Source organism: Pseudoalteromonas sp. ASV78 (assembly GCF_047806705.1).
Lineage (GTDB): Bacteria > Pseudomonadota > Gammaproteobacteria > Enterobacterales > Alteromonadaceae > Pseudoalteromonas > Pseudoalteromonas prydzensis_A.
Genome location: NZ_JBLOPA010000001.1, coordinates 1,824,876 through 1,850,525, shown reverse-complemented (window position 1 = coordinate 1,850,525; position 25,650 = coordinate 1,824,876). Strand labels below are relative to the sequence as shown.

The window sequence follows — 25,650 nt, the reverse complement described above, 5'->3', positions numbered from 1 at the left end:
AATCAAAGTGGACGCTACCTTACTAATTATTAGTGACAGTTTCACTACAGAGTAATTAATTTACTTTTTTCGCCATTATTTGGTTTACTACTAAGGCAAAAAGTATCACTCCCGCGCCAATACTTAATCTAAGTAGGTCTGCGTCTCTATTCCAAATAAGCACATTAACAACAATGCCCGCAGGAATAAGCAAGTTGTTCATCACCGCCAGTGCGCCCACATTGACAATAGTTGCGCCTTTATTCCACATAAAATAGCCAATACCGGATGCCACAATTCCTAAATAAATCAGTATGCCCCATTGTGTTGAGGTGCTTGGTAATTTGTTTGAGTTACCAAATAAGACATAGCAGCTACTTGCAACAATGAGTGCGCCAATAAAAAACCAGCCAAATACGGTTTTATCATCAAGCTGCTTATCCAACATTAAGCGTTTATAGGTTACTTGTCCTGTAGCAAAACTAATATTCGCGCCTTGTACCAGTAATAATCCGACTAAGAAGTTGCTGTCTAAGTTTTCATAGCGAATAGTAATGGCACCTAAGACGGCAATAAATGCGACTATAAAAAACTGTGGGTTAAATCGTTTGTTGAATGCATCGTTTAATAACGTGATGTAAAGCGGGGTCATCACGGTAAATAGCAGTACCTCAGGCACACTTAAGAACAAAAATGAGTGGTAGTAAAAGCTATACATAATCCCGAGTTGTACTGCGCCTATCAGCATGAGTTTGCACGCAAGTGGGGGAGGTGTTCGTTTTAAAAACGGTAAAAATAGCAGTGTGGCTAGGGCTACGCGAATTAATACACTAAACCAAGCATCAACTTGACCCGCTAAATATACGCCAATTAAACTAAATGAAAACGCCCATAATAGAGTGACGGCAAATAAGTAGCTCATAGTGTTGCTTACTCCAAACTAAAAACGCGAGTGTATACTACAACGAGCATTAAAGGGAGTGGCTCAGTGAAGTAACCTGAGCCCGTTGATTAATTTATTGTTGTGAACTAACAAATTGCTTTGCAGCGGCTTTTAGCTGATCAAGTGCGGCTTGATTGTAATAGCGACTATGCGAAATAACTCCAGTAAGTTTTTGGGTGTTACGCATATCAAGCAATGGGTTAGCAGTTAGAAAAATGATATCTGCGGTTTTACCTTCAGTCAGGTCACCAAATTGCTCACGCTTACCTAAAAACTCTGGCCCAGCAAGGGTTGCTGATTGCAGTGTTTGCAGCGGTGTTAGGCCGTAGTCACTAAAAATAGCTAGTTCTTGATGAAGGGATAAACCAGGATAAATATATGAATTTAAAAAGCCAGCATCGGTTCCGGCAATAATGGGTACGCCGGCTTGTTGCGCCAGTGGCAGTAACTGTGCGGTTTTTATAAAGCGCTCTTTACGTTGCTTAATTTGTGCTGGTGTATCTTTATTTGCTCTATCTACACGCCATTGGTAAGTGGCTTTAAGGCCTTTACCAAGGTAGTTTAAAAATTCATCATCTTGATGATTATCTTCATCAATGTACGCGGTGATCTGACCACCAATTAAAGTAGGCACCACTGCGGTGTTATTTTCAGCCAACACGGCGTATTTATTTAAAGCCGTTTGAGTATCAATATTGGCGGTGATAATAGGTAAGGCGCTGCGATAACTCAGTTCTCCAGCGGCCACTTTTGCTGATATTTCAGGCTCGTTGCTTGCGGCGGCTTTTAATAAGTAAGTCATGTGCTCGATGGCGTCTAACCCCGCATTAGATACATCTGTTACTGACAACGAAAACGGAATATGACCAGATATTTGATAACCGCGTTTCTTTACTTCTTTAACGGCTTTTAAATACAGTTCTGGCGTTAATGCGCTGTCAGTGATTTTCACAAAATCGACATTCATCGCATCAAGGCTGTCTATTGCGGCATTCATTTCTGCGACCGTTGCCACTTCTAAATCGCCGGGCCAAATTGAGTCTTTACCTTCAAGTTTTGGCCCTGAGGTATAAATTGTTGGGCCCACTAATTGGTTATTATTAATTTGCGCTCGCCAGCTCAAAACCGATTCACTTAGATCGGCGGCAGCATCGCGTACTGTAGTTACACCATAGGCAAGGTATAGGGGCAATAATGCTTTATTCTCAGCGATGAGCTCTTCACCGCCACCAAAGTGTACGTGCATATCCCAAAGCCCTGGCATTAGGAATTGATCATTAGCATCAATGTAATTATCGCTAATATAGTTATTTTGTAGCGACTGGTTACTGCGTTTAATGATCACACCATCACGGATGGCAAGGGATTGATCCGCACTAAGCTGCCCTGTTTTTACATCAATAACCGTGGCATTAGTGATCACTATATCGGCGCGCTCTGTAGGTTGAGTCGCACATGCACCTAGTAGTAAACAGCTTGAAAATAAAAGAGAATGTTTCATATTGGAGGCCTGAATTTTTTTATTCAGACTAGCATAATTATGTCGTGGTAAGCGTAGCTTTGAGTTAGAAGGTAAAAAATATCAGACGACTGCTATAAAAATGGGAGCCCATTGCGGGCTCCCAGTAAATTCTTTACTCCACTAAACCACGGCGCTTCAGTAGTGCGTCGGTGGTTGGCTTTTGACCACGGAACTCAATGTAGCTTTGCATTAAGTCGCGGCTGTTACCTTTTGATAGAATCTCTTTACGGAAGCTATCACCGTTTTCACGAGTAAGACCGCCTTGCTCTGTCATGTGCGCAAATGCGTCGGCTGCAAATACTTCAGTCCAAAGGTAAGCGTAGTAACCTGCTGAGTAACCGCCTGCAAAGGTGTGGCTAAAGTAGCAAGACTTATAACGCGGTGGTACTGGGTAATAAGCAATACCGTGTTTTTCAAGCGCTTCATGCTCAAATTTTTGTACGTCGGTAATTTTAGTATCAGCACCAAATGAGTGCCATTCCATATCAAGTAATGCCGCAGCTAAGTATTCAGTGGTGCCAAAACCTTGGTTAAAGTTTTGTGACTCAAGTACTTTTGCTAGTAGCTCTTTTGGAATTGGCTCACCCGTTTTGTAGTGCTTAGCGTAGTTAGCAAGTACCGTCGGTTCAATGTTCCAATCTTCGTTCGCTTGTGATGGAAACTCAACAAAGTCACGCGCTGTTGCAGTACCGGCAAGGCTTGGGTATTTAACGTCTGAGAATAAACCGTGCGCCGCATGACCAAATTCATGGAACATAGTGGTTACTTCAGAAAACGTCATCAGTGTTGGTTGACCATCCGCAGGCTTAGGGATGTTCTGCGCGTTATAAATAACTGGTTTTGTGCCTTTTAAACCACTTTGACCCACGTATGAGCTCATCCATGCACCGCCACGCTTGCCTTCACGGGCATAAGGGTCCATGTAGAATAAACCAATTGCGCTACCATCGGCGTTGAATACTTCAAATGCCATGACGTCTTCATGATAAACAGGTAAATCTTTACGCTCTTTAAAGGTGATGCCGTATAGTTTTTCCATTGCGAAGAACATGCCGTCATGGATCACTGATTGCATTTCAAAGTAAGGCTTAACAAGCGCTGGATCTAGGTCATACTTAGCTTGACGTACTTTTTCTGAGTAGAATGCCCAGTCCCAAGGTTGTAGTGCAAAGGTTTCGCCAGATGCATCAATCACTTTTTGGATTTCAGCTGCTTCCGCTTTGGCTTTGTTTACTGCTTTTGGGGCCAGATCATCTAAAATGCCGTATACATTCTCAGTGGTTTTAGCCATACGCGTAGTCATTACATACGATGCCCAATCTTTGTAACCAAGTAACTCGGCTTTTTGCGCGCGTAAATTGGTTTCTTTGATAATGATAGGGCCGTTAGTATTTTGTGCACGAGTCGCTGATGCTTTAAAAATACGCTCACGTAGTTTACGGTTTTCAAGGCTGCTTAGAATAGGTTGTTGCGTAGTGTTCACCAAGGTGATCATGTAGCCTTCTTTACCTGCTTTTTTAGCAGCTGCGGCTAGGCTGTCAATTTCGCCATCAGACAGACCCGCAAGTTCAGCTTTATCAGTTACAACGACAACATCTTCTTTAAACGATTTTAGGATGTTTTGTGAAAATGCCGTTGATAACTTAGCAAGCTCTGCGTTGATCTCACGCATTTTGGTTTTTTGTGCTTCGTTAAGCTTTGCGCCAGCGTTGACAAATTTAGTATAGTAAAACTCAACTAGGCGTTGGTCTTCAGCGTTTAGGCTTGCTTTGTTGTTATAAATACTTTCAACACGAGAGAACAGCGCTTTATTTAAGTAAATGTCATCAGAGTGAGCAGATAATACCGGTGCCATTTTAGCGGCAATACGTTGGTACTCGCTATCTGAAATCAAACCCGATAAGTTATAAAACGCAGTTGATACACGGTCAAGTAATTCGCCGGATAGCTCAAGTTCAACCAGAGTGTTTTTAAATGTTGCAGCAGCAGGGTTGTTAGCAATCGCTGCGATCTGTGCTTTTTGCTGAGCAATACCGGCGTCAAATACTGGCTCGTAATCTTTAGTGCCAAATTTATTAAATTCTGGTGCCATGTATTGCAGTGGACTTGGCTTCATCAATACATTATCAACATTAACAGTTTGTACTTGCGATGTGTGTTCTGGTGAGTCTGCTACTTGTTGTGAACTACAAGCTGATAATAATAAAGCGCTGGCGATAGTGCTAGCGATGAGAGATTTGCGCATAAGAGCTCCAATAAAAAAATAAGCCTTTAAAATACAAGTAAGGCATTAAGCATCTTAACTTAGCAAATTTTAGATTATATACAATAAAGTTTATCGGTTTAATGAGGGGATTGAGCGCAAAAGGAGTATTTCCCAGATTAAAATAGCTGAAAACTTAAAAATAGTAGCTAAAATATAATTACTTATATTTTAGCTACTGCTTGGTTGTTGTCATATTACTTAATGGGTAATTCACTAAATAGTTAATCACGCGGTGCAAAATTAGTTGTAACCTAATACAAATTTCTTTTCACTACCAAAACTGGCAGGCTGCTGGTGACCGAACTCTTTGTTAATGCAATTAAGAGTGTGTTCTTGCTCTGCCAGTACAGACAAAATTTTATTGCGATATTCAAGGCTTGATTCAAACAGTTGCAAATCAACTAAAGGTTGCAAAGTGGCTAGTTTTTGATTCAAAGTCAGCTGTGACATTATTCTGTTCCTCGTGCTTTATTTAAGCTTACAGTAGTTATATAGCATTGCTCGTAAGAAAATGTTAATAATTTGTTCATAAAAAACATATTGAACTTTAACTTCTCCGTAAATGCCATTATGGCGTGCTAAACTTACTTAACCCTGAATATACCCAAACTTGCATCTTGAGTTGGTTTAGGTATAGGTATTTCGCTTTATTTATTTTGGAAAAAGTATGACGTTAGAGTTAGTCTCTCAATATTTATCGTATGTAATTTTTAGTTATAACAACATTGAAATTACCGTCGCCAAAGTGATTCAAGTACCGTTGATACTTTTTGCGATGTGGTTTGCGGTAACCCGCATTGGTCGTTTAATTCGCAAAACATTACTAGCACGTAAAATGAACCCTGATGCAGTGCTGTTATTTACGCGTATTTACTTAGTGTTAAGTATTGCGATATTGGTTTTTACTTCTTTAGAAGTACTAAATATTCCGCTCACAGCATTTGCTTTTGTCTCCGGTGCTATCGCGATTGGGGTCGGTTTTGGCGCGCAAAATATTATTAATAACTTTATCAGTGGCTGGATCTTAATGTGGGAGCGACCTATCCGTATTGGAGACTTTTTAGAAGTAGGGACTGCAAAAGGGGTAGTCGAAACCATTAATACTCGATCCACCCGTATTCGCCGCAATGACGGTGTGCATATGTTGATCCCAAACAGCCAATTACTCGAAAACACAGTAACTAACTGGACCTTGATAGACCGCAATGCGCGTTCCTCTGTCAGTGTTGGCGTTGCTTATGGCTCGGATGTGCTGCTAGTTGAAAAGCTAATTAAACAAGTATTAAGTGAACACCCTGCAATATTACCGACCCCAGCATATTCGGTGTTATTTGATGATTTTGCTGAAAGCTCTTTGGTGTTTAATGCCATATTTTGGGTCTGCGCGGAGTCAGAAACCATGCTACGTCAGGTGCGCAGTGATATTCGTTTTAGTATTTATAAAGTGTTTGCTGAACATAACGTCACGATTTCCTTCCCGCAGCGCGATCTTCATATTGATGGTGAAATTGCCTTAACGCGACGAGCATTGAAATAACTTAAATAGCACTCAAGTACATCTATTATAAGCTGATAAAAGTCGTTTATTGCCAAGTGCAGCAAACGACTTTTATTTATGAGTTATTGCTGCTGTGCTAGTTTTTTAAGCTTTAACGAGAACAGTACGATTAAAGCACCAAAAAGCACCGCGTAAGTGGCGACTAACCAAAGTAGGGTATGGATCCCAGCACTGGGGTTAAAAATTAAATACAAGCCAAATAGTACTGACAGGGCACCGGTAATAATCAAAAGCCACTCATTAGATATCTCAGCTCTTAATTTAAGTGCGACAAAAATTTCAACAGCACCAATGGCAATGGCCCACGCAGCGACATAATAAAGTAATAGTATTGCGGTAACGTTCGGCGCAAATAGGGTAACAAGCCCTGCGATGATTGATAACACCCCACCAGCCAATAACCAGCGCCAATAAGGGTTGTGTTGCTTAGAATTCCAAGCGATCCATGTTCTTAGCATGCCATCAAATAAAAAATAGCCGGCAAAAAATAACAGCATAATACTCAGTGAGGCGCTCGGTGCAAACCAAGTGATCACACCAAAAATGATTGCAATTAAGCCGCGTATAAAGAGTACCGACCAATTTTTTGAAAGTGTTGAGGTGAGATCCATCTTATTCCTTAATGATTAGCTCTGTTATGTTTATATACATTAGCACAAGGTGTGATTTATCAATAAAATATATCTATTAACTTTGCAGAAGTATTGTATAGCAGAATTAAATTTGGCTATGCTAGGTTTACCCATTGAGCATTATAGCTAATTAGCGCCCCCTACTTATTGATGCTCAATACATTTACAGCAATGTGATTGACAGGACAAATGTCCGCATAAAATAAATATATTTGCATAAAATCGTCAAAGTTCGCTTATCATGTCGTTATTTGTTGTAAAAAGTTTGTTTTATTGTACATATTTATGCAGCAAAACTGTCACACAGTGCTATAATCTTCATCGTTCGTTCAGCCTCTTTACTTCGTTTTGCACTCTCGACAAAGAGGTCCGCGCAGCTTAACTTAAGGCGCGAAAAATTGGCCGAGCCCGCCGAGTGAATTTGGCGCAACACACCAACCGTTGAACAAGAGTGCACTAAAAAGGTTAAAACCCGACATGAAAGCAATGAAAAGATCTACGTTAGCAACCCTAATTAATGCAACGTTGTTCTCTGCCGTAGCAGGTACTTCATTTTCTACTCTTGCAGCTGATGAACAAGCTCCAAGTGCAAAAAGCAAGCAATTAGAAGTTATTCAAATCACTGCACGTAAGCGTGTAGAAAACGCACAGGAAGTACCTGTGGCGGTTTCTGCTCTACAAGGTGATAACTTAGATGCATACAGCTCTGCTGGTATGGATATTCGTTTTATGAATGCGAAAATCCCAAGCTTATCTATTGAATCTTCATTTGGTCGCTCTTTCCCACGCTTTTATGTTCGTGGCCTAGGTAATACCGATTTCGATTTAAATGCTTCACAGCCAGTATCATTGGTAGTTGATGAGGTTGTACAAGAAAATGCTATTTTAAAAGGCTTCCCTGTATTTGATGTGGCACGCGTAGAAGTTTTACGTGGTCCCCAAGGTACTTTGTTTGGTCGTAACACGCCTGCGGGCCTAGTTAAATTTGATACAGTTAAACCAAGCCAAGACTTTGATGGTTATGGTTCAGTATCATATGGTAGCCGTGGTGCAGTTGATTTTGAAGGCGCGGTAGGTGGTGCATTAACAGACCGCTTATCAACGCGTGTTTCTGTATTGTGGCAAGATAAAGACGATTATATTGATAATCGTGCGCCTGGTTTTGAGCAAAAAGATGCTTTAGGTGGTTACACAGATCAAGCTGCTCGTATTCAATTTTTGTATGAAGGTGACGATTTCACTGGTTTATTTAACTACCATATCCGCGATATGGATGGTTCTCCAATTGCGTTCCGTGCCAATGTTATCAAGCAAGGTAGGAATGATTTAGTTGATGGTTATGAGCATGATGTTGTTTTTCACGATGCAGCATCACGTGCAACACAACAAGTTGACTCTCAAGGTGCAAGCTTAAAGCTTGAGTGGGATTTAGCTAACCATACAATTACCTCTATCTCAGCATGGGAAAGCGCAGAAATTTATTCTCGTGCAGACATCGATGGTGGTTATGGTGGGTATGCAATTAATGACGTACCTGTTGCAATGGGACCTGGGTTTATTCCATTTTCTTCAGAAAGTGCTGATGGTATTCCTGAGCATGACCAATACACGCAAGAACTTCGTTTATCAAGCAACTTTGCGGGTGACTTAAATTATCAAGTCGGCGTATTTTACTTTGATGAAGCGTTAACCATTGAAAACTATAGTTATGATACTGCTGCTAATGGGGCATTAAATGGTTATGTTATTCAACAGCAAGACACTAAAGCGTGGGCGGTATTTGGTTCGGTTGACTACACACTAACAGATGACTTTAAAGTGACTGCTGGCCTTCGTTATTCTGATGATGATAAAGAATTCTCAGCAAATCGTACATTAAGTCCTGCTGGCGGTGGTGCACTGTTTTTAACTGAAAACCCTAGTGATGATCACATCAGCTGGGATATTTCATCAAGCTATAAAATCAACGATGATGTTAATTGGTATGCACGTATTGCGAATAGCTTCCGAGCGCCTAGCATTCAGGGCCGTATTTTATTTGGCGATGAAGTAACGATTGCTAAGTCAGAGACTGTTACATCATACGAAACAGGTATCAAATCAGATGTATTAGATGGCCGTGGCCGCGTAAACGCGACTGTTTTTTACTATCAAATGGATGACCAACAGTTAACGGCTGTAGGTGGTGGCGCTAACTTTAACCGTTTAGTAAATGCTGATAAAACGACCGGTTATGGTTTTGAGTTAGATACTGAGTGGGTATTAACTGATGAGTTGAATGCCACCTTTAATTTAAGCTATAACAAAACTGAGCTGAAAGATAATGATCTCGCTGTTGCAGTATGTGCGCAGTGCACCGTGAAAGATCCTACATTCCAAGTTCCAGGCGCATTTGGCCCTGAAGATCGCGCTATTTTGGATGGCAATAGCCTTCCGCATGCGCCTGAATGGATCTCTAACTTAACACTTCGTTATACTAAAGAGCTGGCTGGTGGTGACTTCTTCGCTTATACCGATATTTCATACCGTAGCGAAATTGACTTCTTCTTATATGAGTCAGTTGAGTTTGAAGGTAAATCACTATTAGAAACAGGCCTACGTGCAGGTTATGCATGGGCTGAAGGTGATTATGAGTATGAAGTATCTGCGTTTGTACGTAACCTATTTGACGAGCAACAAGTAATCGGTGCAATCGACTTTAATAACAACACTGGTATGGTAAATGAAGAGCGCTATATCGGTGCAGAATTTAAAGTGAAGTTTTACTAAACTCCATTTTAGTTAAGTAGATCCAAGCCCGCATTATTTGCGGGCTTTTTGTTTTACGCTAGTGAAAAGCCTTATTAGAGCTGCTAAAGTAGCGACAATTAAATTTAAAAGAGAAGAGCAATGGCTGGATTTTGGAACTACCGAGTGATTTTTTGTGAAGCAACCAAAGATGAAGCGGCGCAATATCAAATTCATGAGGTTGAATATAACCTCAATGGTAAAGTAACGAATTGGTCAGAAACCGGTGCAGCGCCTTTTGGTAATACGCTAGAAGCACTGCAAGATGATGCTGAACGGCTTAAAACAGCATTTGCCAAACCCGTGCTAAAAGTGGTTAGAAAAGAGCGTGGTTATGAACTGGTTGATGTAGAAACGGGTGAAGAGGCATTTGCTGAGCCGCCAGCGGGTTTAACTGAGTAATCTATTGATTGTGAAGGTGCCTTGTGCGCCTTTTTTTATTGTTGAAATAAAGGAATGAGGATGACTTTAAAAGCGGTATTATTTGATATGGATGGCACGTTAGTTGATTCTGAAAGTGTCCATTTTAGCTGCTGGAATGATATTTTAGCACCGTTTGGTGTAAGTTATGATGAAGATGAGTTTTGCCAACGTTTTTCTGGTCGGCCGACGTTAGAGGCGGCGATTGCAGTGGTTGAGCAATATAATTTATCGGTTTCACCACAGTGGTTAGCGCAAGCTAAATATGATGCATTTGAGCAATTTGTGCAGACACAACTGCCAGCCCTTATGCCTTTTGCTAAAGACGTGTTGCACAATGTGAAGCAAAGCGGTTTAAAGATGGCACTGGTTACAGGCAGTGCTCGCCTTGAAGCTTTACCTATTTTAAAAGGGCATGGCTTTTATGAGCTGTTTGATTGCATTATCACCAAAGATGATGTGCAAAACCCAAAGCCAGCAGGCGATCCTTATTTACTCGCGCTTTCAACCTTAGGGATTGCAGCCGAGCAAGCAATTGCGGTAGAAGATACTCACACCGGCGTAACCGCTGCTAGCAATGCGAAGGTAGCGGTGGTTGCAATACCGAATAAGCACACTTTAGAGCATGATTTAAGTTTGGCTTTCTCAAGGATGGATAATTTACAACAGCTATGGCAATGGGTACAAATTAAGCTATAGTTTAGTCTACTTAGCTATAAACAAGGGACTGATATGCTAAAAAGACTAACCATACTGTGGTTGTTGCTCACTAGTTTTAGTTGTTGGGCAACTGAACCACAATCTACTGCAAATGCCCAACTTGCCAAGGTTTATCAGCAAGACCAAGCACCCGCCATCGAAAATTATTTAGTGAGTGAAAAATTTGATGGGGTGCGGGCTATTTGGACTGGCACTGAGTTTATAACTCGCAATGATAACCTGATACATGCCCCAGCGTGGTTTGTGGCTGATTTACCCAATCTGCGATTAGACGGAGAACTATGGACTAAACGCGGTGATTTTGCAGCACTCAGCGGTATTGTACGCACGCTAAAACCACGCGATAGTGACTGGCAAACAGTAACTTATCAGGTTTTTGATATGCCAGATCAAACAACGCCTTTTCAAGTACGTTATCAAAACTACCTTAATTTAGTGAATCGCTTAAATCGTCCGCATATTCAGGCTGTACAGCAACATCACTTTAGCACAGAGCAAGCGCTATCAGCCTTTTTTGAGCAGGTAATTGAACAAGGTGGTGAAGGCGTGATGTTGCACTTAGCCACGGCCACACATAAAAGCGGTCGCAGTGACGCGCTGTTAAAGCTAAAGCCCTATTTGGATAATGAAGCGGTGGTGATTGAACATTTACCCGGCAAAGGCAAGTACCAAACGATGTTAGGGGCGCTGCGCGTAGAAACCGCACAGGGTTTACAATTTAATATTGGTACTGGATTTACCGATCAGCAACGACAAACCCCACCGCCAATTGGTGCAACGATCACGTATCGCTATCATGGCTTTACCAAAAATGGCCTACCACGCTTTGCCAGTTTTATCCGCGAGCGTAAAGCTGAATAACGTTTAAAAAAGCCTGTAAGTATGCTAAATTGCGCGGCCTTTTGATAAGTAGTGGTGGCGGGATGTTTGTTGGTTTTGATTATGGTAGTTCTAATTGTGCAATGGGTGTAATGAATGCACAAAACGCTGTCGAGCTAGTACCGTTAGAACAAGGAAAGCACTACTTACCATCTACTTTGTACACCCATCATAGTGCGTTAGTCGTTGATTTTGTTGCCCAACATTTAACTGGCAGCGCATATGAAAGTGATTTTAAAAGCCAGCGCCAAGCCCTGCTTAATACTATGGTAAGGATCAAGTCTGATTTAGATCTAGCTCCAGGTGATGAAAGCCTTTTTATTGGCCGCGAAGCCATTAATGAATATGTGCAGTTTCCTGAAGAAGGCTACTTTGTTAAATCCCCGAAATCATTTTTTGGGGCAATAGGCTTAAAGCAAGGACAAATCAACTTCTTTGAAGATATTGCCACCGCGATGATTTTAAAAATCAAACAGCGTGCTGAAACATCACTACAAAAAGAGTTAACACAAACGGTTATTGGCCGCCCAGTAAATTTTCAAGCCGTGGGTGGAGAGCAATCAAACCAACAAGCATTAGGAATTTTAGAGCGTGCAGCAAAACGCGCAGGCTTTAAAGAGGTCGCGTTCTTGTATGAGCCGCTCGCAGCGGGAATTGATTATGAAAGTGACTTACAACACGATCAAAAAGTATTAGTCATCGATATTGGTGGCGGCACCAGTGACTGCTCGTTTGTGCAAATGGGGCCTAGCTTTCGTGATAGTAGTGACCGTGATCGTGACTTTTTAGCGCATACAGGTAAACGTGTTGGCGGTAATGATTTAGACATTGCTTTGAGCTACCATGCGCTTATGCCATTGCTAGGATTAGGCAGTCAGTTTAAATCAGGTTTACCACTGCCTAATCAAGCATTTTGGCAAGCCTGTAAAATTAACGATGTGAATTTACAAAGCCAGTTCTACAGTCAAAACCATCACCGAGAACTACTTACACAGTTACGTGAAGTTCAAGCACCTGAGTTATTTCAACGACTGATCGATTTGCAGCAAAATAAGCAAGGTCATCAGCTGGTACAGCAAGGGGAGGCGGCAAAAATTGCGCTTTCATCAGCGACTGAGTATGAGTGTGAATTAGGGTTTTTAGCGCCGCAATTACATAAAGTGCTATCACGAGCTGATTTAGCTGTGGCGGTTGATGATTCGATTATGCAAATAGTGAGTTTAGCAAAACAAGCGATCAAGGATGCAGGGACAGTTCCTGATGTGATTTACCTTACAGGTGGCAGCGCGCAATCACCGCTGATCAAAGCGGCATTAATCGAGCACTTAGGTGATATTAAAATGGTGAACGGTGATCACTTTGGTAGTGTCACCGCTGGACTCACTAAATGGGCAAGCATGCTTTATCGTTAACCTGTGGCTGCGTTTATAGCGTAACTTGTCGGGTTGCGAGATACTTTTCGTAATCTGGCAAGCTGCGCTCGAGCTCTACATGCATTAATGATGAACTTAACAACATATCAGCACTCACTTCATTACACGCCACCGGAATATTCCACACTGCCGCTAAACGCAATAACGCTTTAACATCAGGATCATGAGGCTGAGAGGCGAGCGGATCCCAAAAGAAAATCAACATATGGATTTCGTGTTCGGCTATTTTAGCGCCTAATTGCTGATCGCCACCCATTGGGCCGCTAAGTAGTTTGATTACATCTAACCCGGTATTTTTTTCTATTAGGTGGCCTGTGGTGCCTGTGCCATACAAGGTATGCTGACTCAAATCATCACGATGTTTATTACACCACGCCTGTAATGCGGCTTTTTTTCCGTCGTGAGCGACTAGCGCGATGTTTTTTTTAGCGGGTAATGTTTGCTGTTTTTGTTCCATGCTGACTCTTATTATTTTTTACACTAAAAGGTTGATAGCAAGTGCTATAAACACAATACCTGTAATTCGGTCTATCCACAATTGCGTATTTGGGTTGTCCCTGAAATAACTGGCAATTTTATCGCCAAAATAAATATAAGTGCAATCAATAGGGAATGCGAAAATAGGGTAGAGCAAGCCAAAAAAAGCCAGCTGAAATGTGGTAGAGCTGGATAAACTCGGATCCACAAACTGTGGAATAAAAGCAATAAAAAACAGTGCGACTTTAGGGTTGAGCACTTCCGTCATCATTGCTTGAAACATCACATTTTTCTTTTTACTGGTGCTGACATGGGGCTTGTCATCACAGTCGTCATTTATTGTTACAAAGGTGCTTTTTAGCATCAGTATGCCTAAGTAACATAAATAAGCGGCACCGGCATATTGCACTGTCGCGTAAGCAACCGCAGATGCTTTTAAAATTGCAGTTAAGCCAACCACAGCAAAAAAAGTATGCACTACACCACCAAGGGCAAAGCCAAACGCACTTTGTAAGCCAGCAGTGCGGCCATTAGCAAAGGTTTGTGCCATTAAAAAAGCGTTTGATGGCCCTGGGGCTACCGCGATTAAAAAGCTGGCCGCTAAAAACGACAGTAAAAATTCTGGATTGATCATCAGCGCAATTTATTAGTAATAGATGGCTGATCTTAACAAGCTTACAGGCAAAGAAAAAGCGGGCATTTGCCCGCTTAGCTAGGTTGGATTAAACAATTAGAAATTAACGGTGCTGTTGTTTGAGCATACGGTTGTGCTTTGTGCTTCACATACTTGATAAGTATAAGAGCCGCCACCTTTTGTAGAAATAGCATCGGTATAGCTATTGGTGTTTGCAACCGTTGAGACTTTGCTACCGTTACGATAGATATCAACTTGACTGGTCGCAGCGCCGCTCCAGTTTAAATCAGCAAAGCTTGCGCCTTTTGATTTGTAACCAGTGGCAGCAAGGCTGATATCATCATTACCAGGCGTTGGTGTACCGCCACCATTATCGCCTGCACAACCATTGGCGCTGAGGTACGCTTCAGCATCAACTGCTTTAACGATACCGTGACCAAAGTAAACGTCGTGGCCTGATGCACCTTGATCTTGCGCGGTTGCCTTGAGGGCATCGCGGATCTCCGTCCCTGTACACTCAGGGTGTAGTGACCATACTAATGCTGCAATACCCGATACTGCAGGTGTTGCCATAGATGTACCACTCATATAACCATAATCGCTGGTACCAATATTGATACTGATGTTAGTGCTGGCAAGTAACGCACTGCGATCCTCAAATGCAGCGCCTACAGCGGGAATCGTAGTATCGTTCGTTTCACCTAGCGTGGCGTATAACATACCTGCTTCGTTATTAATAATAACCGCGCCTGTGCCACCTGAATTCTCACAGTTGGCTACTTTGTCATAAAATGAGATGTTACCACGGTCAATCATGCATACTTTTCCAGCTGCACCAGAATCGATGCTTTCTGCTGTGCCCATATAATATGCACTGGCGGTTACTTGGCCTGAATTTTCCATTGCAGAGGATGCAAATGCTGTGTTGTCTGCTGATAAATCAGCGGCTGTAGCCATACCCGCTGGGTAGGTTGATAACGTATCTACGCCGCCGGCTGTTACTTCAACACAAATCGTTTCGTCAGTTGTTGCTCGTTTACCGCGTCCGCTTGTACAGCTTGGAAATTGTGAAAAATCAGCGATTTGGTTGTCAGCATCATTGGCACCAACCATCATTACAGAAGGGTAGCCTGCAGGGTAAGAACGCACATTATTACCATCATTACCAGCAGCGGCAACGACTAAACCACCAGCTTGAGTAAAGTTTGCAAATGCATTTGACTCGGTACTGTTGGAGCCACCACCGCCTAAGCTCATACTAATAATGTTAGCACCCGCTTGGGAACATAGGTTTGCCGCGTGTGCTAAATCAGATGAATAACCCCAGCCTTCAGCATTAAATACCTTGATAATATGCATGGCGACACCGGGTGCCATACCGACAACACCGACATTGTTATCTGCCGCACCAATTGTGCCTGCGACATGAGTCCCGTGAGGACCGCCATTATCGAACCAATTACCAGTGCCGCTGTTGTTGTCGCCAGTAATATTACCCCAAATAAAATCGGGATTTGAACTGTCTAAGCCTGAGTCAATCACGCAAACTTTCATACCTGCGTTGGCATCAAAGGTCAGTTGATCTGCTTGCGATTGATATACAGCGTACGGTGTAAGTTGTTGCACCATTGCATTGCCGGCGTCATCATTGTAAGTAGACATCGGCACACGTTTTTGATCTTCTTCAATTAGCTTGATATGTGGGTTGTTTAACAGGCCTTTAACGCTTGCTAAATCATGGCCAGTAAATTGTGCGGCAATGAAGCCATTACCATCAACTTTGATATCACCACCGAGTTTTTTAGCGAGTGCTTTCACGACGCCTTTTTTATTGTTATCAACTTGGATGATATAGCGATCGTTCGCTGCTGCAACGCTGCCAGTTGTACACAAACCACTGATGATGAGTGCCAATGCGAGTTTATTCGTGTTCATATTATGTATCCCTAGAATGTTATTTAGTTAACTTTGCGTTAACGAAATGTGACATTAAATTAATATTTACTGTAGTGCAAGGGAAGATTGTCCATAAAAAAGGAATAAAATAATCTTATTATCACTTTTTTATAACTAATGGGTATAAGTGGATGTCTAAATGGGTAAATAAAATATAATGATTCTCACTACCTAGAAAGTAGTGAGAAAGTGTTACTGTCCTTTTTTATGATATACGATGATTGATAAATGCAAAGTAAGTAAAAGGGACTAGCAAAAGAAAATGCAGGCCAATTAACAAAGGCGTGGTTAAATTGAGAAATTGGGTAATAAAAACCAGTAAGCTAGCACCACTCATTTGCATAACGCCAATGAGTGCTGACGCTGTTCCTGCTTGTCGTGGAAATAAGCTCAATGCTCTGCCTGCGGCTGAGCCTAAGGTTAATGCAAAACCAAAGGCAGCAATAAACATGGGCGCCATTAAAGCCAGTGGCGTTTTATATTGGCTAAGGCTAAGCATCAGCACACCAGATAATACAAGCAGTAATAATCCTACCTTAAGGGCACGCTTTGGTTGACGCTTAATATAAAGCGGCGTGATAAAACTTGCGACAATGCTCAGTACTGCATTGAGAGTAAACCAAAAGGTGAAACTACCGACAGAGCCGCCGAGTTTAGTGATAAGCCAACCAGGAGCGAGTGTTACAAACACTAATATTGCCGACATAGCCACCATGCAAATTAAGCTATTAAAAAGAAATAGTGGGGTGCTAATGATGGGAATAAAGCGCCTTAAATCGAGAATGTGGCCATGATATACGCTGTCGGCAGGGCGTGTTTCTTTGAACATCAATAAAGTAACCAATAGGCCCAATAACGCAAAGCCAGCTAAAAACAGGAAATTCATTCGCCAACCAAACTGCAGTGTAAGCCATGCACCTAAAATAGGCGCTAAGGCAGGAATAAAACAAACAATACCGTTTAAGTAGGTGATCATTTGTGCGCTGCGCTCACTACCAAAACGATCCCGTACGATGGCAAAAGCAACCACAAATGTTGCACATGCGCCCAGACCTTGCACTGCACGTGCTAGCAACATAGCGTTAAAATGTGGCGCGTAATAAGCGCCAAGCGAAGCAACGGCGTAAAGTATGATACCGCTGAGTGCAACAGGTTTGCGGCCAAACTTATCAGCTAGAGGGCCAGCAATTAATTGCCCCAAGCCAACCGTGAGCATAAAAATCGCAACTGTTTGTTGCACCTGTTTTTCGCCGACTTGAAATTGTTCCGCAATGGTTGGAAACGCAGGGAGGTAAATGTCAATTGCTAATGGGCAAAATATAACCAAAAGGGCGAGAATTAAAATAACACTAAGCTGACTGCGGTGATCGGTTGTTGGCATGAAGGCTCCTTTTGCCGCGTATTTTAAGTCTGTAGAAATAAAAAAGAAAGGCCATATGACCGACCCGCAAGAATATTATCAGTGAGATAAATAAACTTCTGCTATCTGGTCTGATGTGTTAATTTTAATGCATATGCCTTTTCATTAAGAAAGTTATGAGTGACAAATCAGTGGTTTTAAAAACATGGTTAAAATTAAAAAATTTACCGCTAGGTAATTGGCTATTTAGCAAAGTAGTGTGCTTTAAAGCACCTTATTTTGGCTCGATGAAACCTACTATTTTGGATGTAAAAGAGGGGTATTGCAGTGCTGTAGTGAAAAACCGTCGCAGTGTGCATAATCATATTGGTACTATTCATGCCATCGCACAATGTAATTTAGCTGAGTTGTGTGCTGGCGTGATGGTTGATGCAACGGTGCCGTATAAAACCCATCGTTGGATCCCTAAAGGTATGACGGTGCAGTATTTAGCGAAAGTGGACACCGATGTGACCGCTGTAGCTAAAATAACTATGCCAAGACAATGGCAGGATAAAGAAGACTTGCTGGTGCCGGTTAAACTTTATAATACCCGCAGTGAATTGGTATTCACTGCCGATATTACGATGTACATCACTAAGAAAAAATAGTTTACTCTTTTTCTGCGGCTTGTTTATTGAAGAACGACAAGTCGTTATCGCCTTCACTCAATACTGAGCTAAGCTCGGCTTTTGATTCGGTATTATTAGTAATTAACTCAACGGTTTCTGCTTCATGACGTTGTTTTAAGTTACCTTCAATAATGGCGCCAGCATCAATACTGAGTGTATCTTGGTAAACATCACCATGCACTTGCGCCGAGCGCTCAATAACCACTTTGCTGGCATTGAGTGAGCCAATGATCTTGCCCTTTACAATCACGCTTTCAGCAATCACAGAGCCCTCTACACAGCCAGTGTTACCAATAACTAAGTGGTTGACGCGAACATCACCATCAATACGACCATCAAGTTGTACTTCGCCTTGGCTAACCAAACTGCCGGTTAAGCGAACATCTTCAGAAATGATCGATGGCGTGTGGTTGGTTCTTTTTAATTGCGAATCAGAAGAGTTACTTATAGTTGATTTTTTTCTACCGAACACGAGAAAGCGCCTTTGTTATTTTGACAGGATTGACATGTTTGTCGTTAAGTAATACTTCATAGTGTAGGTGAGTACCGGTACTTCTGCCAGTGCTGCCCATTAAGCCAATAACATCATTTTTACTCACTGTTTGGCCTTTTTTTACGTTGATTTTATTTAAGTGACCAAACCGCGTTACAAAGCCATTTTTATGTTGTAATTCAATAAAGTTACCATAGCCACCGTTACGCCCTGCACGTAGTACAGTACCATCAGCAGGGGCAAAGATTTCGGTTTTATGCCAACCTGCTAAATCAACACCTTTATGATAAGCATGACGGTTATTCACTGGATCTTTACGCAGGCCAAAACTACTCGAAATATAATAATTAGCTGCTGGCAGAGTTTGCGGTAACTCACTGAGTAAATTCTCAAGCTTATTCAACGCCAGCAGTTTATCGGCGATGACTAAAAACTCAGCAGGGATCTTAGATTCATCAAATAAATCCAGTGGACCACCTTGTGCGGTTTCTGTCATGTCTCCATCGAGATTACGCGCTAAGGCGCTATCAAGCCCTGCACCTTTGAGCATGGTTAAAATATCTTGGTGACGTAACTCTACTTGTTGCTCAATTTGTAAAAAGCTTTTTAAGTAGTGAGCGTCGAGTTGAGCAAAGCGTTGCTCAACTGAAAGTAAATTGGCTTGTGCATTTTGTGGGTTTTTTTCATCAACGAGTGGCTCATGAAAATCGTCTTGTTGCTCGTTGGGAGCGACATTTTCGATTGTTGCGGCATCTTCTGTTGGATTGCTCATCGACTCAGGTAAAGAATCAATCATGCTCTGCAATAAAGCATGTTTTTGTTCCAATTCGGCAAGCTGTGCTAATTGTTTTTCGTATTGCTGTTGTTGTTGTTGTTTTTGCAGTTGCCACTGTTGTTGTTTTGATAGTTGGTTTTGCTCAATATCGGAGATTTTGTTGGTTTGCGAATAAATTTGTAGGGTAGATACCGTCAACCAAGCCAAAGCAATTAAAACAACCACTACAGCTGAAACTTGTAACCAAGGTGCTAATATCACATGTTTAACCTCACCATTTTGGCGGATCAACAGCTGTCTAGCTGGGAATAATTTGTGATAAAAAGACTTAATAAATGCTGACATGGCTTATAAATACTGGCTATTAACCGAATTAAGATAGCAATCTGAGCTGAAAAAGCCAGTAAAAAATTGTAATTAATCTCAAAAAAAGAGGCGTTGGTCGCCTCCTTATAATAATTACATTTAATAAATGTTTACAATTTAGTTACTTAGCGGGAAGAACTGTTCCTTCAACGCTGCCGAAACCAATACGAGCAAAGCCTTCTTTTTCACACCAACCACGCATAATAACGTTGTCGCCATCTTCTAAAAAGCTACGCTGCTCACCATTATTAAGGGTGATTTTTTCTTTACCACCACGAGAAAGCTCTAACAGTGAACCGGCTTCTTCATGAGTTGGGCCTGATTGCGTACCTGAACCCAGCATATCACCCGGCATAAAGTTACAACCATTTACTGTGTGGTGAGTCACCATTTGTGCCACTGTCCAGTATGAATGTTTGAAACTTGATTTAGAGACTAATGATGGCGCCGCACCTTGTTCACGCATTTTGGCAGTTTCAATTTGCACGTCCATTTTTATATCAAATGCGCCGAGTTCACGGTTCTGGCTTGATTCTAAGTAATCTAACGGCTGCGGATCATTTTCATCGCGCGTCCATGAGGTTTTGTATGGCGCTAACGCTTCGGTGGTGACAATCCACGGTGATACCGTTGAAGCAAAGTTTTTCGCAAGAAATGGCCCTAATGGTTGATATTCCCATGCTTGTAAATCACGTGCTGACCAGTCATTGAATACACAAAAACCAAACACGTGGTTTTCTGCATTTTCAATAGCAATGGCATCGCCTAGTTCATTACCTTTACCTAAGTAAATACCTAGCTCTAACTCATAATCTAAACGTTTACACGGACCAAGCGATGGTACTTCTGCGTCTGGCGCTTTAGTTTGACCATTCGGGCGATGGAATGTTTGTCCTGATACATCAATAGATGAAGAACGACCATGGTAACCAATGGGTACCCATTTATAGTTAGGCAGTAATGGGTTGTCCGGGCGAAATAGGCTACCGACTGCTGTTGCATGATAGATAGATGTATAAAAGTCAGTGTAATCGCCAATCCGACACGGTAATGCAAACTCAATGTCTGCTTGGGCAATTAGTGCTTCGCTTAATTGAGCTTGTTCAGCGGCGCCTTCACGTAATGCTTTAGAAAGAGCTAAACGCAGTACTGACCAATATTGCTGACCAAGGCCCATATATTCATTCAATGTCGCTTGGCTTGCGGCTGCTACGGCTGTTTGTGCATCGCCTGAGAAAATAGCTAGTTCGTTTACTTTGGCAAGATCGATAACCTGGTCACCAATGGCGACGGCACCACGAAAAGCTTCGTCAGAGTTCTTACGACGTACTTCTGCAAATGGTAGGTTTTGAATTGGGAAGTCACAATTTGCAACGTTCGCTGAGGCTACCCAGCTAGTTAAATTTATATCATGGGTTTCGTTAATTAAACTCATTACATTTCCTTTGGTTTAGTCAGTCGCGCTTTACAGTGGATATGGTGATGAATAGCGCGATTTAAACAGTGAAATTCAGATTGTCATTTATAATATTGATGAAACGACAAAAAGCAGCGAAGTATGCTGCTTTTTAAATTTACAATACGGTGCTTATAAAACGCCGCGGCGCTCTTGGTCGCGCTCGATTGATTCAAACAGTGCTTGGAAGTTACCTTCACCAAAACCGCCGTCATCAACGCGTTGGATCATCTCGATAAAGATTGGGCCAAATAAGTTTTTCGAGAAAATTTGCAATAGGTAGCAATTTTCACTTTGGCTATCAACTAAGATCTGATGTTCACGGATTTTTTCTTTATCTTCAGCAACCCAAGGTACACGGTCAAAAATTGTATCGTAGTATTCTGGGATAATATCAAGCGTGGCAATGGTTGATTTATCAAGCTTATCCAGTGAGCTTACTAGGTCATCGGTTAAGAATGCTAAATGCTGTACGCCTGGGCCATTGTATTCACCAAGGTATTCATCGATTTGGTTGTTATCGTTGCCTTTACCTTCATTGATTGGAATAGAAAAGGTGCCGCACGGTGATTTAAGTGCATACGAGATCAAGGCTGTTTTTTGGCCTTTGATATCAAAGTAACGAACTTCAGTAAAACCAAATACGTCTTTATAAAAATTAGCCCATGTTTCCATCGTGCCTTTATAAACGTTATTAGTTAAATGGTCGATGCGGATAAAGCCTTTATCAGCAACGATATTTTGTTCGCTTAAGTCTTCAAAGTCTTGCTCATAGATTGAACCTTTGTCACCAAATTGCTCAATGAAATAAATTAAGCTATCGCCAATACCGTAGATTGCTGGGTATGGAAGGTCTTTGTGGGTTGAATCTGTTGCAGGTTTTGCACCACGTGCTACCGCTGTGTCAAATGCTTGTTGGGCATTCTCAACACGCCAGCCCATAGAACAAATTGCAGGGCCATGGCTTTTTGCAAATTCTGCAGAGAAACCATCACGTTCATTATTTAGTAAAAAGTGAATATCGTTTTGGTTGTAATAAACAATGTCTTTACCTTTAAATGTTTTTAGCTTTGAAAAACCAAAATCGGTAAACACTTTATCCATATAATCTGCATCAGGTGTAGCGTATTCAGTAAACTCGATACCTACCAAACCTAAAGGGTTAGTTACTTCACTCATTATAATTCTCCCGCAATAAACACTGCGTCTTGTTGTGTCTGATGCGCAGATAGTTAACCATAACGAGTAAAAGGGGAAGAGCCCGCATCTATTTAGCTAAGCGGCTATTTGTAAATTAAATGGGACGATCATTTGAAAATGATGATGGTAGAGGAGGAGCTTTAGCGGTTAGTCTTCGATAATCAAATTTTAACGGTGTAGATTGTTACTTAGTTGATTGATATTAATGGTTAATTTGTTTTAATTGCGGATGTAAATTAAGCAAATTAAGGGAGTTACCTCCCTCAATTAAATGGACGCATTGTAATTAATTGTTTACGCTAGCGCCGCGTTTGTTAAAAAACTTGCTGCGCTGCTCTAACCATAGGTTCGCTTTTATAGCCGGAGCATTTTGGTAATGACGCTCTACAGCCTGATTTAGTGAGCGTGTGCTTGGCACAAAGTTAAGAGTTTGCTGCGCGCCGGCCATACTTTTTATTTCATCGCGCGTCATTGCACGCCCTGCATATAGCAGTGCGTTTAAATAGCCGGGTGCAGTTTCATTGCTGCTATCCGTTAACAGCAGTACGGCTTGATCTAATGCCCAGCGACGATTAATTTCACCTTCTCTTTTTACCCCTGCTAACTCACCGTCAATATAAACTTCAAACACGCCATTATCAGGGGCGGTATAAAACACAAAGGCGATGCGATGCCAAGTATCTGATTGGGTATGGCCAAAATAGCCACTTTTACTGGTTGATATACCTAAACCCCCTTCAGGGCTAATATAAATATCAGCATTGTCTGTTAAGTAGTTTTCAGCATCTGTTTGCACCAGTGCGCGATAGCGATCTTTTACTGCCAGTGGCCAATAAATGTCCATCACTAGGGTGTAATCGGATACCAGTCCTTCATCTTCAAAATCACCATTAGGCGCGGTATTTAAAGTAATGCTTAGCCCTTCAGTCGCAGAGTGATCGGTAAAGGCCATTACACCCGAAGCACCGTCATTTAAATCGGCAATATTAAGTGTGGTTGTGCTGGCATATATGGTTTGTTCAGCGCCCCAGCCGCTCTCTTCTGGGTCAAAATAGCTTAATGTTGATGGGCCATAGTCAGCTTTGAATGGATCGCTTGGATCGTTGAAATTCCAAATAGTAATGTTCGCTTGATTTTGACATGCATTGAGCTGAGTGTCGGTGTCTATATGCAAACATTGGCTGGTACGCTGGCGGGCATATTGATCGAGTAATTGCCATGTTTCTGCAATTAATTGTGGCTCAGCAAACGTAACCCCATTAAAAAATAATTCACTATTAAAAGCAGGCCCTTTTTGTAGTGCTAAGGTATAGTTTTGACTGTCATTGATACTTTCAGGGGCCAATAGTAGCCAATCAGGTTGATTTGCTGCCATGGTTTTTAAATCAAGACCGCTGACTGTGACTTGATAAATTGCACTGAAGCCGGGAGTGTTCGAAGGCTGTCTTTCAACTTTAAATGCATTGTGAAAATCTTCTTGGGTGAGCGTCCCTGGCGTCCAACGTGTTTGTACTAGGTTTGTATCAAATAAGGCCGCATCAACTTGGTGTAGCTGTTTTGCTGCAAGCGCAGTAATATTCATTATTTGTGCGGTAGTCGGGTAATTCTCTGAAATAGCGATTTCAGTATTGGCATCGGGGGCATATTTACCCATCAAAAAGTCAATTTGTGTTTGCAGTGCTTCATCAAAGGTGCTGATCTGCGTCGTTGCTAACGTAGAATAATTGATATCAGCAACAGTTTTTGTAGCTAGATCAAAGGTTAATTCTAAATCAGTTAGACCTTGAGCAAAAAAGTTTGGTTGGATCACTAAACTACCATTATCGAGTTGCTGAAAACTCTCCCCGCCATGAGTGTGGCCGCCAAGTACCAGATCAATACCAGCAATGTTTTGTGCAATTTGCGTATCTGCACCTTCACCTAAATGACTCAACATCACCATGTAGTCGACATCTTGGCGATATTGCGCGACAATATTTTTGGCAATATCTTGCCATTGCCAATTCATTTTAAAGTTAGCGATAAAGTCGGGGATTGGTGCGGTCTCTACGGGTTGATCAAGTTCATTCCACGGTACAGATGTCATCCCGAAAAAACCGACCTTGAGGCAACCGACTTGTACAATCGAGAAATCAACTGCGTTAAAACTTTGCGTATTATCGCCTGTATAACGCGTGTTACTGGCTAACACGATGGCGTTATCATCATTGGCGTAGTCGAGTAATTGTGCTGGCCCCCATGCATAGTCATGATTACCAACAACACGCACATCAAACGCCATAGCTTTTATTGCCTCAACCGTTGCCATGCCTTTAGAGATTTGTTCTGCAACGGTGCCTTTTTCATAGTCATCACCACCATTGGTAAATAAAGTATAGGGTTGCTCGGCTAGTGCATGGTTGTAGTAGCCTTTAATTTTGCTGAAGTATTGCTCTTTAAAACCAAACCGCGCATGTAAATCAGCGACATGAATAAAACGCATAGATTGTTCGGATTGGTTTGCTTTACATTCAGAGCCAATAGTTTTGCTGACTTGGGGTAATGTACGAGCGCGTATTGCAAATGTACCAAAGCTGTTTATTTGTGCACTAACAGTATTTGCAGAAGAGCTTGAGCTTACTAATGGTTGCCACTGTCCATCGATTAGCTTCACGATAGACAACTGTTGCTCAGGGTCTGCTGAATTAGCTAATGATATTGTGAGGCTTAAAGGCGTATCGAATGTTAAATCTTGAGGGCTAAAGGTATATAACGCAGAAACAATATTAAGAACCTTATTCTTATCATCAAGCTTTTTTTTGCTAAAAATAAAGCTAGTATCGGTTGCTACAGCACTGGCTGGGGCTGTGAGTAAAACAAGCGCATCATCAAAGCTTTTTGATAAGCCATCATTGGCGCTAATAATTAATTTTGATTCGTCTACAACGAAGTTCGTATCTTTCTCAGTGCTATCGCCGCAAGCGCTTAACAAAGTAAACACTGCAACGAGTATTGAAAACTTGATACCGTAATAGAAAGTCATAATAGCCATACTGCCACTTAATATAATGCGATTATCATACCAGTATTTAGGATGGGTTTACAGGTAGCTAATATAGAAAAAATATACAAATAATAGGCAGC

The 25,650-nt window shown here is 41.6% G+C and carries 21 protein-coding genes; 7 read left to right on the top strand and 14 right to left on the bottom strand.

Annotated elements, in window-relative coordinates:
- Nucleotides 1–55: 55 nt before the first annotated feature.
- From ACMVDV_RS08460 to ACMVDV_RS08445, 4 genes are all read right to left on the bottom strand, one after another.
- Complete coding sequence (locus ACMVDV_RS08460; RefSeq protein ID WP_416157810.1) at nt 56–901, bottom strand: carboxylate/amino acid/amine transporter; 846 nt, start codon at nt 899–901, stop codon at nt 56–58.
- A gap of 94 nt (nt 902–995) precedes the next feature.
- Nucleotides 996–2,423: an amidohydrolase family protein gene (locus tag ACMVDV_RS08455; protein ID WP_416157809.1), complete on the bottom strand. Its 1,428-nt coding sequence runs from the start codon at nt 2,421–2,423 to the stop codon at nt 996–998.
- A 133-nt stretch (nt 2,424–2,556) separates the two neighbouring features.
- Nucleotides 2,557–4,689: a M3 family metallopeptidase gene (locus ACMVDV_RS08450; RefSeq protein ID WP_416157808.1), complete on the bottom strand. Its 2,133-nt coding sequence runs from the start codon at nt 4,687–4,689 to the stop codon at nt 2,557–2,559.
- 261 nt (nt 4,690–4,950) lie between these two features.
- Entirely contained in the window at nt 4,951–5,160 is a 210-nt protein-coding gene (locus ACMVDV_RS08445) for a hypothetical protein (protein ID WP_304185751.1), read from the bottom strand.
- A gap of 217 nt (nt 5,161–5,377) precedes the next feature.
- Here ACMVDV_RS08445 and ACMVDV_RS08440 point away from each other — a divergent pair, with 217 nt between their 5' ends.
- Nucleotides 5,378–6,247, top strand: coding sequence for a mechanosensitive ion channel family protein (locus ACMVDV_RS08440; protein ID WP_304185749.1), 870 nt, complete (start codon nt 5,378–5,380; stop codon nt 6,245–6,247).
- An 83-nt stretch (nt 6,248–6,330) separates the two neighbouring features.
- Here ACMVDV_RS08440 and ACMVDV_RS08435 read toward each other — a convergent pair whose 3' ends face one another.
- The gene (locus ACMVDV_RS08435) at nt 6,331–6,879 is read right to left on the bottom strand and encodes an HdeD family acid-resistance protein (protein ID WP_416157807.1); all 549 of its coding nucleotides are present in this window, start codon (nt 6,877–6,879) and stop codon (nt 6,331–6,333) included.
- Between the two features lie 498 nt (nt 6,880–7,377).
- On the opposite strand from ACMVDV_RS08435, the gene ACMVDV_RS08430 reads away from it, so the two are divergent.
- From ACMVDV_RS08430 to yegD, 5 genes are all read left to right on the top strand, one after another.
- Nucleotides 7,378–9,669, top strand: a complete 2,292-nt coding sequence (locus ACMVDV_RS08430) for a TonB-dependent receptor (protein WP_416157806.1) — start codon at nt 7,378–7,380, stop codon at nt 9,667–9,669.
- A gap of 120 nt (nt 9,670–9,789) precedes the next feature.
- Nucleotides 9,790–10,089, top strand: coding sequence for a hypothetical protein (locus ACMVDV_RS08425; protein ID WP_304185746.1), 300 nt, complete (start codon nt 9,790–9,792; stop codon nt 10,087–10,089).
- Nucleotides 10,090–10,149: 60 nt separating this feature from the next.
- A complete protein-coding gene (locus ACMVDV_RS08420; RefSeq protein WP_304185744.1) occupies nt 10,150–10,806 on the top strand; it encodes an HAD family hydrolase in 657 nt (218 codons plus the stop codon).
- Nucleotides 10,807–10,839: 33 nt separating this feature from the next.
- The gene (locus ACMVDV_RS08415) at nt 10,840–11,688 is read left to right on the top strand and encodes a DNA ligase (protein ID WP_416157805.1); all 849 of its coding nucleotides are present in this window, start codon (nt 10,840–10,842) and stop codon (nt 11,686–11,688) included.
- A gap of 62 nt (nt 11,689–11,750) precedes the next feature.
- Nucleotides 11,751–13,118, top strand: a complete 1,368-nt coding sequence (gene yegD / locus ACMVDV_RS08410; RefSeq protein ID WP_416157804.1) for a molecular chaperone — start codon at nt 11,751–11,753, stop codon at nt 13,116–13,118.
- A 13-nt stretch (nt 13,119–13,131) separates the two neighbouring features.
- Here the strand turns inward: yegD and ACMVDV_RS08405 are convergent, their stop codons facing one another.
- The 4 genes from ACMVDV_RS08405 to ACMVDV_RS08390 form a co-directional block, all read right to left on the bottom strand.
- Nucleotides 13,132–13,596 carry a methylglyoxal synthase gene (locus tag ACMVDV_RS08405; RefSeq protein ID WP_192540462.1) on the bottom strand — a complete coding sequence of 155 codons (465 nt, stop codon included), beginning with the start codon at nt 13,594–13,596 and terminating at the stop codon, nt 13,132–13,134.
- An 18-nt stretch (nt 13,597–13,614) separates the two neighbouring features.
- Complete coding sequence (locus tag ACMVDV_RS08400; protein WP_416157803.1) at nt 13,615–14,250, bottom strand: LysE family translocator; 636 nt, start codon at nt 14,248–14,250, stop codon at nt 13,615–13,617.
- A gap of 96 nt (nt 14,251–14,346) precedes the next feature.
- Nucleotides 14,347–16,185: a S8 family serine peptidase gene (locus ACMVDV_RS08395; protein WP_416157802.1), complete on the bottom strand. Its 1,839-nt coding sequence runs from the start codon at nt 16,183–16,185 to the stop codon at nt 14,347–14,349.
- Between the two features lie 226 nt (nt 16,186–16,411).
- Complete coding sequence (locus ACMVDV_RS08390) at nt 16,412–17,587, bottom strand: multidrug effflux MFS transporter (protein ID WP_064665808.1); 1,176 nt, start codon at nt 17,585–17,587, stop codon at nt 16,412–16,414.
- A gap of 155 nt (nt 17,588–17,742) precedes the next feature.
- On the opposite strand from ACMVDV_RS08390, the gene ACMVDV_RS08385 reads away from it, so the two are divergent.
- Nucleotides 17,743–18,216: a hotdog fold domain-containing protein gene (locus tag ACMVDV_RS08385; protein ID WP_304185737.1), complete on the top strand. Its 474-nt coding sequence runs from the start codon at nt 17,743–17,745 to the stop codon at nt 18,214–18,216.
- A 1-nt stretch (nt 18,217) separates the two neighbouring features.
- Here the strand turns inward: ACMVDV_RS08385 and ACMVDV_RS08380 are convergent, their stop codons facing one another.
- The 5 genes from ACMVDV_RS08380 to ACMVDV_RS08360 form a co-directional block, all read right to left on the bottom strand.
- Nucleotides 18,218–18,709, bottom strand: a complete 492-nt coding sequence (locus ACMVDV_RS08380; RefSeq protein ID WP_416157801.1) for a bactofilin family protein — start codon at nt 18,707–18,709, stop codon at nt 18,218–18,220.
- Nucleotides 18,699–19,850, bottom strand: a complete 1,152-nt coding sequence (locus tag ACMVDV_RS08375) for a M23 family metallopeptidase (protein WP_416157800.1) — start codon at nt 19,848–19,850, stop codon at nt 18,699–18,701. Before ACMVDV_RS08375 ends, ACMVDV_RS08380 begins: the two co-directional genes overlap by 11 nt.
- 142 nt (nt 19,851–19,992) lie before the next feature.
- A complete protein-coding gene (fahA, locus tag ACMVDV_RS08370) occupies nt 19,993–21,306 on the bottom strand; it encodes a fumarylacetoacetase (RefSeq protein ID WP_416157799.1) in 1,314 nt (437 codons plus the stop codon).
- Nucleotides 21,307–21,459: 153 nt separating this feature from the next.
- Nucleotides 21,460–22,506 (bottom strand): 4-hydroxyphenylpyruvate dioxygenase, encoded by a 1,047-nt coding sequence (hppD, locus tag ACMVDV_RS08365; RefSeq protein ID WP_304185729.1) that lies wholly within the window; start codon nt 22,504–22,506, stop codon nt 21,460–21,462.
- Nucleotides 22,507–22,813: 307 nt separating this feature from the next.
- Nucleotides 22,814–25,558, bottom strand: coding sequence for a metallophosphoesterase (locus ACMVDV_RS08360; RefSeq protein ID WP_416157798.1), 2,745 nt, complete (start codon nt 25,556–25,558; stop codon nt 22,814–22,816).
- Nucleotides 25,559–25,650: the final 92 nt, after the last annotated feature.